A 14,010-nucleotide genomic window follows, 5' to 3' on the forward strand; every position below is an offset into this window, starting at 1 on the left:
CCGTATATGACGAAAGACAGCACAATGAAACGAATCACGATTAATGACGTGGCCACTGAGGCGCATGTTTCGATTAAAACGGTGTCGAACGTCATCAACAATGCCGGTAGTATGCGGCCGGAAACACGCAAGCGGGTCCAGGATGCCATAGAACGGCTGGGCTACACCGTGAATTATTCGGCGCGCTCGCTGAAAACAGGTACGACGAATATCATTGGTCTGGCATTGATGGCGTTTGAACAGCCATGGACTTCCATGTATGCCGGCGAAATCATCAAATCCGCCCGTAAACGTGGCTACAGCGTGGTCATCGACACATATGGTGACGATGGTTTATCAAGCATTATCGATGAGACGTATTGCGTTAATGCCGATGGGTGGATTTACTATGCGGATCGCCCATTGCTCAAGCATGGTCGCTTGCTCCAGCAACGATATCCTGTGGTTCTCACCGGCGAGTCGTTATCCTACGGTCTGGTCGATAGCGTCACCATGCCCAACCGTCAGCCGGTTGATGAGATTACGACGGCATTCATACGTCAGGGTGTACAGTGCATTGGACTCATCGGGGCTCCGGACGACTTGGTAAAGGAAAGACGTCTGAATGAGGTCCTTGACTTGAAAGAAGGAACCCGAGTACTGCGCACGCAAGGGTATTATCAGGCATTTGCCGATGCCGGCCTTCCGGTGAATACGGATGTGGTTGTCGAAGGAGGGCGTTGGGATGTGAACTGGGGTGTTTGGGGAGCTAAACGCTTGCTCGACGTCCCAGCCTTCCGTGACGCTTCGACCCGTGCTGTGATTTGCTTGAATGATGCACTGGCGTTGGGTGCTCTGCATGCGTTTAAGGAATACGGCTGGCGTGTTCCGGACGATGTGCAGATCAGTGGATTCGACGACATTGAAGAAGGCAGACATTCCGATCCTGCGCTGACGACGGTGAATTCGCAGTTGAATCGATACGCGGATTATGCGGTTGACATGTTGATTGAGCGCATTGGCGGAGACACCGGACCAACACGTGCAATATCAACGGATTACGTGATAGAGCATCGCGGTTCAACGACATTCGCGCAATAACAGTCTGCGTCTTTGCATTCAAGAGCAACGAATATTCGGTAATGGCCGAGGACTTGGCAAACTGAAATATGAATGGTCAACGACGACCAGGAATGAGTGTATTCCCAATGAAAACACAGCTAATCGGTACGACTGGGGTGCAAGCTTCTCGTGTTGCGCTTGGCGTGATGCGTATGGATGCGCTTACGGATGCGCAAGCAGTGGATTTGGTAACGCATGCAATCGGCCTGGGCATCGATTATTTCGACACGGCCGATATTTATGGGTTTCAGGTTCATCGTAACCATGCCAGTTCCGAAATCTTCGGCAAGGCATGGCATGCTGCGGGCATAGAGCGTAATCGCATCCAAATCCAGACGAAATTCGGCATAGTGTTCGATCACGATCGACGAGGTGTAGCCCGATACGATTATTCGGCCAAACAACTGGTAAGTTCGTTGGATGCTGAATTGAAAGCATTGCGGACGGATTACGTTGATTCGGTGCTGTTGCATCGTATAGATGCGCTGGTCGAACTCGACGAACTGGCACAAGTGTGCAGCCGATTGCTCTCCAGCGGGAAGGTCCGATGCTTTGGCGTCAGCAATATGGGCCCATGGCAAATCGAAATGCTTCAGGCTGCCCTCGGACAGAGGCTGGAAATTGACCAGCTGCAATTCGGACTCATGCATACACAGATGATTGATGCTGAAGTGTACATGAATACGGATGGCATAGCGGCAGCAGATAAGACCGGTGGCATTTTGCCGTATTCTCGGTTGAAAGGCATGACCATTCAAGCATGGAGCCCGTTCCAATCAGGCACTGAATATGGGCCATTTGTGGATAATCCACATTTCCGTCAGCTTAATGGTGCGCTTGCCGATGCAGCCGACATATATGGGAGCAACAAGGAGGCTATTGCTGCAGCATGGATTTTGAGACATCCGGCGAATATTCAGATTATTGCTGGCACAACATCCGTGCAGCGGTTGGAGCGAATCTGCTCGGGAGCTGATATCACACTCGATCGTCAGATTTGGTGGGATCTGTATAGTGCGGCGGGCCACAGGCTGCCATAAAGTTCGCCCAACATCCTTATGTCCGCGCAGGACTCGTTATATGCGCGAACAAACGAACGAATCAACAGTAATTATTACTCGAACAATGCTATGTCGCTGCTCGGGTAGCCGATTTGCATGGCGGTGTAGGCATGTTTGGCGGCGAGTGCGGCCAGGATCATCGAGGTATCGGTATCCGGTTTCGATGGGGTGCCGGTCACTGCTTCGATTTCGGCACGGGCGCAATCCATTTCAATGGCTGCCGCAGTCGGTACATTCTGCCCGCTGGACTTATCTGCAATAGCTACCGGGTTCGCCAGCAGATTATCGATTGCATACACCTTCTGACGAGGGTCGATACGAGATTTCGAGGATTGGCTTGCGGAATCGGCCAAAGACACCAACTGCTGGGCGGCGGCCTTATGCATATCACTGAGCTCAAGCGTGGCGCCTGCGGTCTGCCCCTGTGCGGCGAGTACCTCCAACGCGAAGCCAGCTCGGTCTTCGGCCAGAGCCATAGCGTCCAAGGCGGATGCGCTGATTGTCATCGAGGTGACGCCATCAAGACGGGCCGGAGTCACCTCAGGAGCTGCTTGCCCATACTTATCGGCCAGCAGCGAAACCACTGTTTTGGATTGTGCGTTGCGCAGCGTGCCTTCGGCAAACCGGTCGGTGCACTGACCGGCAACGTCGATCCAGGCCAGGGGAGCGGTGAGCTCGGTTACGTAATACTGCAGCTGTGGTGCGCCTTGGGGCAACGCGCTGCTGGCCGTGGCTGTGGTTAGCGCCTTCTCGCATGGGCTCATCTGGCGTTCGGCTTCGGCTCGTCCAGCCAGACGGGGCATTGCGCATGCGGACAATGCAACCAGCATGGAGCCGGCACATAGTACGGCCAGCAGTCGTTTGCCGTGGAATCGCATGCCATTGATGCGTGAGGCGAACCAGCTGTTGAAATCACTCCCGGATTCGTTTTCTCGAATGGCTGTGGTGCACGTGGCCGAATCGAAGCAAGGGGAGTGTGTCTGCATGGAAACCTAGACTAGTAGCAAACTGTGACCATTCAAGGCCATGCGCCACATAACTTCATAGGAGGTACGGATCGATGGAACTGGACCTGACAGGAATGCACAAGCTCGCAGCCGAGCAAGGAATCGAACCGGAGACTCTTGATGAGGCGCTGGCTGAAGCCCTTCGCCTCGCCTACCTCAAGACCCCGCACGCGGCCAAGCATGCGCGCGTGGAGCTGGACGAGCGTTCCGGCAACTTCACTGTGTGGGCCGCCGACGAGATTCCGGTGGAACCCACCGAAGACGATCCGCACCCCGCCCCGAAGCTGGGTGAGGAATATGATGACACCCCGCACGATTTCGGACGTCTTGCCGCCGCCACCGCACGCCAGGTCATCACCCAGCTGTTCCGCAAGGCAGAGGACGAGAAGATCTTCGGCGCCTTCTCCGGCCAGAAGGGCAAGCTGATCACCGGTATCGTGCAGCAGGATGTCTCCGACTCCTCCAATGTGCACGTGGCCATGGGTGATGTCGAAGCTTTGCTGCCTCGCCGTGAGCAGGTGCCCGGCGAACGTTACCGCCATGGTGAGCGCATCCGCGTGTACGTGGTGAACGTGGCCCGCGGTGTTCGCGGCCCGGAAATCGTCGTCTCCCGCTCCCACCCGGAGCTGGTGCGCAAGCTGTTCGAACGCGAGGTCCCGGAGCTGGTCTCCGGCGCCGTGTCCATCATGGCTATCGCCCGTGAGGCCGGCGCTCGCACCAAGATCGCGGTCAAGGCCAATACCGAAGGCGTGAACCCGAAGGGCGCGCTGATCGGACCTGGCGGTTCCCGTGTGCGTGCGGTGATGGAGAACCTCGGACCGGAGAAGATCGATATCGTCGATTACTCCGATGATCCGGCGAAGTTTGTGGCCGCCGCGCTCTCTCCGGCAGTGGCCACCGGCGTGCAGGTGATCAGCGAGAAGAACAAGACCGCCATCGCCTTCATCCATGATGATCAGCTGTCCCTGGCCATCGGCAAGGAGGGGCAGAACGCTCGTTTGGCTGCCAAGCTGACCGGTTGGAAGATCGGCATCGAATCCGCTGAGGCCCATGCCAAGAAGGTCGCCGCCGAGAAGGCGGCTCGAGAAGCCGCTGAGGCTGCCGAGCAGCAAGACTAATCGCAGCATAAACCTCGAATAGGCCGCGGAGTCGCACCGATACGGGCACGGCTCGCGGCCTTTCTTATGCTATCCAGCGCTATGAGTATGCTTGATTGGCGTATGTGGGTTGTCGCAGTGTGCGTAAAATCGCCCGCACAAAAGCGAGGTAACACGAACATGGTCGAACGATGAGACAGGGTAGGCTTGCCGTCATCACCAACTGACCACGCTCTCGCACGCGTGGTCACAGAATAGGAGTAATTAGTGGGGAAACCACGCGTTTATGAATTGGCCAAGGACTTGCACGTCGACAGCAAGACTGTTCTTGAGAAGCTCAAGGACATGGGAGAATTCGTCAAGTCCGCTTCTTCCACCATTGAGCCGCCGGTGGCTCGTCGTCTGAGGGCTGCATTCGCCAAAGACAACGATAAGAGCGGCGATAAGGGCAGCGCCAAGCCCGCAGCTGTCGCACCGCACAAGCCGGTTGCGCCGAGCGTCAATCCGGCTGCAGCAGCACGCAGCGCAAAGAGCGCACAGAATGGACATAAGCCGGCCGCTCCGGCTGCTCAGAATCATCATGCAGCTCCGACTCCGGGAGCTCGCCCCGCACGTCCGGGCCAGGGCAATGCTCGCCCGCAGGGTGGCGCTCGTCCCTCCGCTCCGTCTCCGGCACGTCATGGCGGCCAGCATGAGAACCGAGAAGGCGCTCGTCCGGCACGTCCGGGCCAGGGTCGTCCGAACGCCGGTCAGCCTGGCCAGCATCAGAACAACCGTAATGCTTCCGCACGTCCGGCTCCGCATGGCAACGCCAACGGCAACGGTGGCTCGAATGCCGCTTCCAATGCCATTCCGCGCCCCCACGCTCAGGGCCCGCGTCCAGGCAACAACCCGTTCTCCCGCAAGCAGGGCATGCATGCCCCTACTCCGGGTGATATTCCGCGTCCGCATCCGATGGCTCGTCCGACCGCTGAAGGTGGTCGCAACGGCCGTCCAGGTCGTCCGGGCCAAGGCCAGGGTCAGGGCCGTGGATTCCGTGGTGGTCGTCCAGGCCAGGGTGGTCCTCGTCCGGGCCAGTGGGGTCATAACCGTCCGGGCCAGGGCGCTGGTGCTCAAGGTGGCGCTCAGGGCGGTGCACGCGGTGGATTCCGCGGCGGTGCCGGTGGTAATAACTTCCAGGGCGGCGGTGCGCCGAATAACGGTCCCGCACGCGGTGGCGGTCGCGGCGGTCGCGGCGGCGCTGCAGGTGCATTCGGCCGTCAGGGCGGCAAGTCTTCCAAGGCTCGTAAGAACCGTCTGGCAAAGCGTCATGAGTATGAGGAGCTGAAAGCACCGACCATCGGCGGCGTTCGCATCCCCAATGGCAATGGTCAGGTCGTCCGTTTGCGTCAGGGTGCCTCTTTGGCGGATTTGGCCGAGAAGATCAACGTCAACCAGGCCGCATTGGTCACCGTGCTCTTCCACTTGGGCCAGATGGCGACCGCCACGCAGTCCCTCGACGAGGAGACCTTCCAGATTCTGGGCGATGAGATCGGTTGGAAGATCCAGCTCGTCTCCGCAGAAGAGGAAGACAAGGAGCTGCTCCAGCAGTTCGACATCAACCTTGATGAGGAAGAGCTGCAGGATGACGAGGACCTTGAGCCTCGTCCGCCGGTCGTGACCGTCATGGGCCACGTCGATCACGGTAAGACCCGACTGCTGGATACCATCCGCAAGACCAACGTCATCGCACGTGAGGCCGGCGGCATCACCCAGCGCATCGGTGCATACCAGGTCACCGTCACGCTGGATGGCGAAAAGCGTAAGATCACCTTCCTTGATACCCCAGGCCACGAGGCATTCACCGCCATGCGTGCCCGTGGTGCCGAGCTCACCGACGTCGCGATCCTTGTGGTCGCCGCCGACGATGGTGTGATGCCTCAAACCGTTGAGGCCATCAACCACGCTCAGGCCGCCAAGGTGCCGATTGTCGTGGCTGTCAACAAGATCGATGTGCCGGGTGCCAATCCGGAAAAGGTCCGCGGTCAGCTCACCGAGTTCGGTCTGGTTCCGGAAGAGTACGGCGGCGACACCATGTTCGTCGACATCTCCGCCAAGCAGAACATCAACGTGGACAAGCTCCTCGAGGCGGTGCTGCTCACTGCCGACGCTGAGCTTGACCTCAGGGCCAACCCGCATATGGATGCCCGTGGTGCCACCGTCGAAGCCCGACTCGATAAGGGCCGTGGTGCTGTGGCAACTGTGCTGGTGCAGCAGGGCACCCTGCACGTGGGCGACGCCATTGTGGCTGGCACATCCTATGGTCGTGTGCGCGCCATGCTGGACGAGAATGGTCAGAACATGAAGGAAGCCGGTCCGTCTACGCCTGTCCAGGTGCTTGGTCTGACCTCCGTGCCTACTGCAGGCGACCTCTTCCTCGTTGCCTCCGATGATCGTGCAGCCCGCCAGATCGCCGAGAAGCGTCAGGCCACCGAGCGCGCCGCCCAGCTGGCCAAGCGCCGCAAGGTCGTTTCCCTCGAGGACTTCAAGAAGAAGTTCGCCGAGTCCGAGATCGACATGCTCAACATCGTCATCAAGGGCGATTCCTCCGGTTCCGTCGAGGCGCTGGAAGATTCCTTGATGAAGATCGAGGTGTCCGACGAGGTCGGCATTCAGGTCATCCACCGCGGCGTCGGCGCGATCACCCAGAACGATGTCAACCTCGCCACGGTCGACAAGGCCGTCATCATCGGCTTCAACGTGCGCCCGAACCGTCAGGTCGCCGACCTCGCCGAGCGCGAGGGCGTGGAGATCAAGTACTACTCGGTCATCTACCGCGCGATCGAAGACATCGAGGCATCCCTCAAGGGCATGCTCAAGCCGGAATACGAAGAGGTCGTCACCTCTCACTCCGAGATCCGCGAGATCTTCCGCTCCTCCAAGTTCGGCAACATCGCCGGCGTCATGGTGCAGGACGGCGAGGTCAAGCGTGGTACGAAGTGCCGTATTCTGCGCAATGGCGTTGCCACCGTCAACGATCTCGAGATCTCCTCGCTGCGTCGCTTCAAGGACGATGTTCAGTCCGTCAAGGAAGGCTACGAGGCCGGTATCAACCTCGGCACCTTCAACGACATCGAACTTGGCGATATCATCGAGACCTTCGAGATGCGCGAGGTTGAACGCAAGTAGTTCATGATATGCGTATAGGCCCCCTCTGACGAGGGGGCTGTCAGCCGCAGACTAGCTGGGAAAGGGGTCTTACATAGGCTCCGCACAGTCTTGGTCTACGTTCGGCAGCCCTCCCCGATCAGAGGGGGCCAAATTATTGAAAGGAAATACTTATGGCAGGAACCAATCCCCGTGCCGCACGCATTGCAGCGTTGATTCAGCGCGTCGTAGCATCCTCCATCGAGCGCGAGCTGCATGATAAGCGACTGACCAACATCACCGTCACCGAAGTGCGTGTAACCAACGATCTGCAGATCGCCAAGATCTACTGGACCCAGCTCGGCCACGAAGGCAAGGAAGCCGGCGAACGCAAACGCGCTCAGCAGGCCCTTGATCAGGCCAAAGGCCATCTGCGCTCTCTGGTCGGCCACAAGGCAGGTCTGCGACTGACTCCGCAGCTGCAGTTCGTGTTCGACGAAGTGCCCGGCGAGGCTCACGAAATCGAAGACATCCTGGCATTGGCCCGCAAGCGCGACGAGGAACTCGCCAAGGCACGTGCCACCGCCCAGTACGCCGGCGATGCCGACCCATATAAGCATGACGACGAATCGGACGACGAGGAAACCGAAGAGGAAGAGTAGTCTTCTTCTCTCTTTCCCTATTTTTTCTCACAAAACGTACGCTGACTGCCACTCAGCGTACGTTTTCTGAGATGAGGCGGCGTGAAGCCTCAGCAAACGTACGCTAAGCCTGATGGAGGAAGCATAACGGTGCCACAAGTAGCTTCGAGCGGCCTGCTCATTATCGACAAGCCACAAGGTGTGACCAGTTTTGATGCAGTGGCCGCAGTACGAGGCGCGTTGCATATCAAAAAAGTCGGTCATGCGGGCACACTTGATCCCATGGCCACCGGCGCGTTGGTGATTGCATTCGGCCATGCCACACGACTGTTGAATGCGATTGTGGCGCACGATAAAACCTATGTGGCTACGATTCGCCTTGGCCTGGGTACTACCACTGATGATGCCGAAGGCGAATTGGTGCGTATGGCTGCTTCTGCCAGTGTGCAGGATATTACTGAATCAATAATCCGTGAGATTATTGCCGATCGCTTCACTGGTGATATCGAGCAGGTGCCGAACACGTTCTCCGCTATCAAAATCGACGGCAAACGAGCCTATGATTTGGCTCGCGAAGGCAAGGACGTGGAGCTTAAGGCCCGGCCGGTGACCATCAGCGAATTCACGGTACTGGCTGTTCGCCGAGGCTATGTGCCAGGGGAGCGCGCTGGGGAAGCGCTTCTGGAAGACAAGCCGAACAATGATACGGCGGAGAGCAACGGCAGTATTCCGGTGCTGGACGTCGATGTTCGTGTCAGCTGCTCATCCGGCACATATATTCGCGCACTGGCCCGCGATTTAGGTGCCGAGCTCGGTGTCGGTGGACATCTGATTCGTTTGCGACGCACACGAGTCGGCAGGTTTGCTCTGCCGGATGATACCAGCGGATTGATGAGTGACGTTGCCATGAGTGAAACTCGCACGCATACGATCACCGCTCATACGGAACTGAAAACGTTCACGAATCGCGAAGGCGAACGTATGACCCGCTGCAAGTGCGTGCTGGACACCCCCGACGAGCTTTCCGGTGAAGATCGGCGTGCGTGGCTGCTGAATCATGCCTTGACCATGGAACAAGCGGCACGAGGTGCCATGCCATCATTGGACATCACAGCTGAGGAGGCCGCAGAACTACGCTTCGGGCGTCGCATTGAGCGAACTGTCAGCGTGCCGACTGCAGCCATCGTGCCTGAAACGCATGATGTGGTGGCGATTATCGAGCGCGCGAATGGGCATCAGGCCAAACCCGCCACCGTATTCCCCCTCGCGTAGAGTAGACGCGGTTAGTTGCGGACTTGAAAAGGAATTGCACGTATGGAAATCACCTATCTGACTCCGGACGAGCAGGGCGAAGTCACTTGGCCTTCGTTCGATAACGATAAGAAGGCCGTGGTGACGCTCGGCGCGTTCGACGGCATGCATCTCGGCCATCAGGCCGTTGTCAAGCGCGTAGTGGAACTCGCTAAGAAGCATGATGCGTTCTCCGTGGTGATTCTCTTCGATCCTCGCCCGGCTTTCGTGCATGGGTGGGCCGCCAAGCATGACGGTCAGGAGCCTACTGAGGCCAATATCGATGCGGAAGCACTGACCAGTGTGCATGAGCGCTTGCAGCGCATCGAACAATTCGGTGTGGACCATGTGCTGGTAGTGCGCTACACGTTGGCGTTCGCTTCAAAGTCGTACATTTTCTTCCTCGGGCGACTGGTCGGCAAGCTTGGCATGCGCACATTGGTGCTGGGGCAGGATGCCGCCATGGGCAAGGATCGGGCCGGGGATATCAAGCATATCTCCAACCTTGCCGCCGGTGCTGGTGTGTTCGAATTGGATGTGGTGGATGATCGCGGCCCGGGCGAGGTACGCATTCCGCGTGATTTCAAACCGGAAATGCCGGCCGAGTGGGGTGAGCCTGCCGACCCGCTGGCTGGCGCCACCAAGGCCGAACGCCGTGCGTGGAGCAAGAAGCACCAGGCAAAGGCGATGCGTGCGTGGAGTTCCACGAATGTGCGCTATCTCTTGGCCCATGGCCGCATTCAGGAAGCCAATGCCATTCTGGGTGCGCCGCATGCCATTGAAGGCGAAGTGGTGCATGGTGAGGAACGTGGTCGTACGATTGGATTCCCGACTGCGAACCTTGGTTCTGATATTGAAGGCTACATTCCTGTGGACGGTGTATACGCCGGTTGGTTGGTAGATTTGGGTCCGAAAACTGCCGACTGCGAGCCTTCCGAACATACAGAATCTGATGAGGCGTCCGCCAAGCAGCCAATGCGTTGGCCGGCAGCCATTTCCATTGGTACCAAGCCAACGTTCAGCGAGAAAACCGGTCTCCATGAACGCGTCGTGGAATCCTACTGCATCACTGATGACTGGATTGACCTTTATGGGCACAAGGTGCGCGTGGAATTCACGGGCTTCCTGCGTCCACAGGTCAAATTCGACGGCGTCGATGAACTCACGGCTGAACTCAAGCGCAATGTCGAGGAGACCAAACGCCTGACCGCATAGCAGACATGATTCTGTATTACTAGCAGAAGCCCGGCTCCCCTCAATGAGGGGAGCCGTTGTCGTACGATTCGTGCAAAACCAGTCGATTGATGACGAGACCTGTTACGAACTTGACTATTTCTTGATTCCTAATGCCTCCAACGCATCGGTCAGTGTTCCCGCTTCAATCAACCGAAGCCCCTCAATATGCACCGGCTTGCGCAGCGGAGGAATAACGGCTGTGGTGAAGCCCAATCGAGCGGCTTCTCGTAGCCGGTACTCCATGCGTGGCGCCGGTCTTACCTGACCGGTCAAGGAAATCTCACCTATTGCGCAGGTTGTTCGCGCAATGGGTTTTGCCGTCGCGGCGCTCGCCAACGCGCTTACAATCGCCAAGTCGGAGCCGGGTTCCCTGGCTTGCCCGCCGGCAATAGTCGATACGTAGAGATCATTGGCTAGCAGATTGAGCTTGCTATGACGATACAACACGGCCGTGAGCATGGCGATACGACTGGGATCCACACCATTGACCGCACGACGAGGCGTGGGCAACACGGATTTGGTAACCAACGCCTGCACCTCGATTGGCAGGCTGCGATGACCATCGAGTGTGAACGTTACACATGTGCCTTCCACGGGAGATGATTCCGCGCTACTGGGTCCGCCTCCGGATAGGAACAGGCCGGAGGGATTAGTGACTTCCTCAATGCCCTCGCCGCTCATATCAAAGCAACCCACCTCATCGGTTGGCCCAAAACGATTCTTGATCGCACGCAGCATACGCAGTGCCGTCTCGCTATCGCCTTCAAACTGGCACACCACATCAACCAGATGCTCCAAAGTGCGTGGGCCGGCAATCGAACCATCCTTGGTCACATGACCCACCAGGAACACGGGGATGTCCAAAGTTTTGGCGGTATCAATCAGCGCGCTCGCCACCTCGCGCACCTGTGTGGAACCTCCGGAGATACCATCGACCTCCTGGGACACGATGGTCTGTGCGGAATCCACAATCGCCAATGCAGGCTTGGTTTGTTCGATCAATCCCAAAACGGTGGAGAGATCAGTGGTGGAAGCCAACAGCAGGTTCGGCTCCACGGCGTTGATGCGTGATGCGCGAAGCCTGACCTGTGCCTGCGATTCCTCGCCGGAAATATACAACACCGTGCCAGAACCTGCGGAATCGCTGATACCTGCCTCTGAACGGGCCACATTGCCGGCTGTCTGCAACAGCAGCGTAGATTTGCCGATACCTGGTTCGCCGGCGATCAGCGTCACCGAACCGGGCACCACGCCACCGCCGAGCACACGATCGAACTCGCTGAACCCGGTGGACAGCCGTTCCACAGTTTCCGTGCCTATCTCGGTGATTGGTTTTGCCGCTGACCGGGAAGAGTCAGACACGACAATCGACTGTGTACGTGATGTGCGCCCTGGCGCGGCGGTTTTCGAGCCGGCAACGGGCCGTGCCTCGTGAAATTCCTCCACGGTGCCCCACTGCCCGCACTCAGGGCATTTGCCATACCACTTCGAGCCGTTCCAGCCGCATTCGGAACAAACGTATTGCACAGTTGATTTCGCCATGCTTCCACCCTAACGCCGAATTTCGGCGGCGGTAAAATTTTTCCCTGTCTTGCTATTTATTGAGCAGCGTCACACGGCTGTGAGAGAATCAAGGGCATGACTAACTCCGAGAATGTTTCGACTACGCAATCCCACGGTAAGCTGATCGCAGTGGTGGTCGCCGCCGCTGTGGTTATCATTTTGGCGGTGCTTTCGGCATTCATATGGCCGGGCTGGGCTATCGTCAACAAATCAGACACCAGCACCACGCAAACGGCACAGCAGCAGAATACGGACACCGAGCCGACCAAGCCCACCATCGATCCCACCGCATTGCCGGATGATGCCAGCGAGCTGCTCAAGGCCATGCCGGATAGCGTACTGAACTTCGCTCGTACGAAGGCTGAAGCCTCAACCTCGTGGAGCAGCGCCTCGCCGCTCGAGGAATACACGGTGACCTATTCCACCGGCGACAATGCCAAGGATATTACCCTGATTGTGGCTCAGTGGTCGACTGCCGATAATGCCAAGACCCAGTACGATACCTTGGCTGCGGCTCAGACCGGTGAGGAGCTGGCTTCCGGCAACGTGAAGGTTTCCGGAGACGCCACCGGCTCCTACACGGTGAAGTCTGATCCGTCCGATGCCAAGAAGGCCATTGCCGTCTGGCAGAACGACACGGTGGTGTTCCAGGCCAGCGGCAACAAGCAGGCGCTGGAGCGTTTCTACCAGAAGTTCCCGCTGTAAACCTTTGCTGTACACTCAGGTAAAGCTTGCATGTACGCCACACGAATTTCCTCTGTCTGGAAAGACGTGTATTATAGTGCGAGTTGCAACTTTTACGATTAATCGAAATGGAGGCTTCAGATGGGTTCTGTCATCAAGAAGCGCCGCAAGCGGATGAGCAAGAAGAAGCACCGCAAACTGCTGCGTAAGACCCGCCACCAGCGCAAGTAGTCTTACTTAGCAATCAAGGCATTGAAAACCCCGCAATCACTACGGTTGCGGGGTTTCTTTATTGCTATCAAGCTTCGCTTGATATGCGAAGAGCCGCACCTGCGTTGTACAGATGCGGCTCTTGACGTGACGTCAGCTGTCAGCGGGTATCGCGCCCGCAGCGACTCACTTGTTGGAGTTGGTCATCACGCGCGGACCGTTCGGGTCGCCGACGATGACCTTGTCCACCATGTTGAGGAACAGGCCATGCTCCACCACACCGACGGTGGTGATGAGGTCCTCGGCCAGCTCCTGCGGGTGATCGATGCGTTCGAGGTGCAGGTCAACCACGAAATTGTTCTCGTCGGTGCGCACTTCCTTGCCGTCGGCGTCGAGACGCAGCACCGGCTTGTAGCCCTTGGCTTCGAACTTCTTGATGACGTGGCCGGCACCGAACGGAATCACCTCGACCGGCAGCGGGAACTTGCCGATGGTGTCCACAACCTTGGACTCATCCACAATCCAGACGATCTGGTTGGAGTTGGTGGCCACGATCTTCTCCCACAACAGGGCAGCGCCGCCGCCCTTGATGCCGTTGAAGTTCTTATCCACTTCGTCAGCGCCATCGATGGTGATATCGATGTGATCCACATCGTCGATATCCACGATCTTGATGCCGTAGCTCTCAGCCTGAGCCTGGGTGCGGCGGGAAGTGGTCACGCCGGTGAACTCCAGACCTTCCTCCTGATGACGGCGACCGAGCTCGTCCACCAGGAACTTCACGGTGGATCCGGTGCCGAGGCCTGCAATCATGCCATCCTGAATGAGCTTGGCGGCTTCGATGCCGGCGGCCTTCTTCAGTGCGTCCTGCTGAGCCTTATCCATGGGTGTTCTCCTTTGTTTTCCTTGGGTTCAACCGTATGCATTAACGGTGTAAAGCCTTCTCTCTTATCCTAACGCGGGTGAGCGAATTTGTGCCCTCGTGTCCGTTTCC

12 protein-coding genes are annotated in these 14,010 nt (G+C 57.9%); 9 read left to right on the forward strand and 3 right to left on the reverse strand.

Annotated elements, in window-relative coordinates:
• Positions 1-6: 6 nt before the first annotated feature.
• On the forward strand, positions 7-1,080 hold the full coding sequence (locus tag CSQ86_RS02315; RefSeq protein WP_100493482.1) for a LacI family DNA-binding transcriptional regulator: 1,074 nt from the start codon (positions 7-9) through the stop codon (positions 1,078-1,080).
• Positions 1,081-1,187: 107 nt separating this feature from the next.
• Positions 1,188-2,141, forward strand: coding sequence for an aldo/keto reductase (locus CSQ86_RS02320; RefSeq protein ID WP_100493483.1), 954 nt, complete (start codon positions 1,188-1,190; stop codon positions 2,139-2,141).
• A gap of 74 nt (positions 2,142-2,215) precedes the next feature.
• On the opposite strand, the gene CSQ86_RS02325 is transcribed toward CSQ86_RS02320, so the two are convergent.
• Complete coding sequence (locus tag CSQ86_RS02325) at positions 2,216-2,926, reverse strand: hypothetical protein (protein WP_165773728.1); 711 nt, start codon at positions 2,924-2,926, stop codon at positions 2,216-2,218.
• Positions 2,927-3,222: 296 nt separating this feature from the next.
• On the opposite strand from CSQ86_RS02325, the gene nusA reads away from it, so the two are divergent.
• From nusA to ribF, 5 genes are all read left to right on the forward strand, one after another.
• A complete protein-coding gene (gene nusA / locus CSQ86_RS02330; protein ID WP_100493484.1) occupies positions 3,223-4,287 on the forward strand; it encodes a transcription termination factor NusA in 1,065 nt (354 codons plus the stop codon).
• Between the two features lie 246 nt (positions 4,288-4,533).
• Entirely contained in the window at positions 4,534-7,434 is a 2,901-nt protein-coding gene (infB, locus tag CSQ86_RS02335) for a translation initiation factor IF-2 (RefSeq protein WP_100493485.1), read from the forward strand.
• A 152-nt stretch (positions 7,435-7,586) separates the two neighbouring features.
• Entirely contained in the window at positions 7,587-8,054 is a 468-nt protein-coding gene (gene rbfA, locus CSQ86_RS02340; protein ID WP_100493486.1) for a 30S ribosome-binding factor RbfA, read from the forward strand.
• A 129-nt stretch (positions 8,055-8,183) separates the two neighbouring features.
• Positions 8,184-9,305, forward strand: coding sequence for a tRNA pseudouridine(55) synthase TruB (gene truB / locus CSQ86_RS02345; protein WP_100493487.1), 1,122 nt, complete (start codon positions 8,184-8,186; stop codon positions 9,303-9,305).
• A gap of 42 nt (positions 9,306-9,347) precedes the next feature.
• Positions 9,348-10,538 (forward strand): bifunctional riboflavin kinase/FMN adenylyltransferase, encoded by a 1,191-nt coding sequence (gene ribF, locus CSQ86_RS02350; protein WP_100493488.1) that lies wholly within the window; start codon positions 9,348-9,350, stop codon positions 10,536-10,538.
• Between the two features lie 114 nt (positions 10,539-10,652).
• Here ribF and radA read toward each other — a convergent pair whose 3' ends face one another.
• Positions 10,653-12,101 carry a DNA repair protein RadA gene (radA, locus tag CSQ86_RS02355; RefSeq protein WP_100493489.1) on the reverse strand — a complete coding sequence of 483 codons (1,449 nt, stop codon included), beginning with the start codon at positions 12,099-12,101 and terminating at the stop codon, positions 10,653-10,655.
• Between the two features lie 96 nt (positions 12,102-12,197).
• Here radA and CSQ86_RS02360 point away from each other — a divergent pair, with 96 nt between their 5' ends.
• On the forward strand, positions 12,198-12,827 hold the full coding sequence (locus tag CSQ86_RS02360) for a hypothetical protein (RefSeq protein ID WP_165773705.1): 630 nt from the start codon (positions 12,198-12,200) through the stop codon (positions 12,825-12,827).
• Between the two features lie 120 nt (positions 12,828-12,947).
• On the forward strand, positions 12,948-13,037 hold the full coding sequence (locus tag CSQ86_RS02365) for a 30S ribosomal protein bS22 (RefSeq protein WP_004268639.1): 90 nt from the start codon (positions 12,948-12,950) through the stop codon (positions 13,035-13,037).
• A gap of 165 nt (positions 13,038-13,202) precedes the next feature.
• Here CSQ86_RS02365 and rpiA read toward each other — a convergent pair whose 3' ends face one another.
• Entirely contained in the window at positions 13,203-13,901 is a 699-nt protein-coding gene (gene rpiA / locus CSQ86_RS02370; RefSeq protein WP_100493490.1) for a ribose-5-phosphate isomerase RpiA, read from the reverse strand.
• Positions 13,902-14,010 lie beyond the last annotated feature (109 nt).

This window comes from Bifidobacterium felsineum, assembly GCF_002802915.1.
GTDB classification, from domain to species: domain Bacteria; phylum Actinomycetota; class Actinomycetes; order Actinomycetales; family Bifidobacteriaceae; genus Bifidobacterium; species Bifidobacterium felsineum.

Excerpts from the sequence above, each read along its gene's own strand:
- CSQ86_RS02315 (WP_100493482.1), top strand. The coding sequence starts at position 7 with ATGACGAAAGACAGCACAATGAAACGAATCACGATTAATGACGTGGCC.
- CSQ86_RS02320 (WP_100493483.1), top strand. The coding sequence starts at position 1,188 with ATGAAAACACAGCTAATCGGTACGACTGGGGTGCAAGCTTCTCGTGTT.
- CSQ86_RS02325 (WP_165773728.1), bottom strand. The coding sequence starts at position 2,926 with ATGAGCCCATGCGAGAAGGCGCTAACCACAGCCACGGCCAGCAGCGCG.
- nusA (WP_100493484.1), top strand. The coding sequence starts at position 3,223 with ATGGAACTGGACCTGACAGGAATGCACAAGCTCGCAGCCGAGCAAGGA.
- rbfA (WP_100493486.1), top strand. The coding sequence starts at position 7,587 with ATGGCAGGAACCAATCCCCGTGCCGCACGCATTGCAGCGTTGATTCAG.
- ribF (WP_100493488.1), top strand. The coding sequence starts at position 9,348 with ATGGAAATCACCTATCTGACTCCGGACGAGCAGGGCGAAGTCACTTGG.
- radA (WP_100493489.1), bottom strand. The coding sequence starts at position 12,101 with ATGGCGAAATCAACTGTGCAATACGTTTGTTCCGAATGCGGCTGGAAC.
- CSQ86_RS02360 (WP_165773705.1), top strand. The coding sequence starts at position 12,198 with ATGACTAACTCCGAGAATGTTTCGACTACGCAATCCCACGGTAAGCTG.
- CSQ86_RS02365 (WP_004268639.1), top strand. The coding sequence starts at position 12,948 with ATGGGTTCTGTCATCAAGAAGCGCCGCAAGCGGATGAGCAAGAAGAAG.
- rpiA (WP_100493490.1), bottom strand. The coding sequence starts at position 13,901 with ATGGATAAGGCTCAGCAGGACGCACTGAAGAAGGCCGCCGGCATCGAA.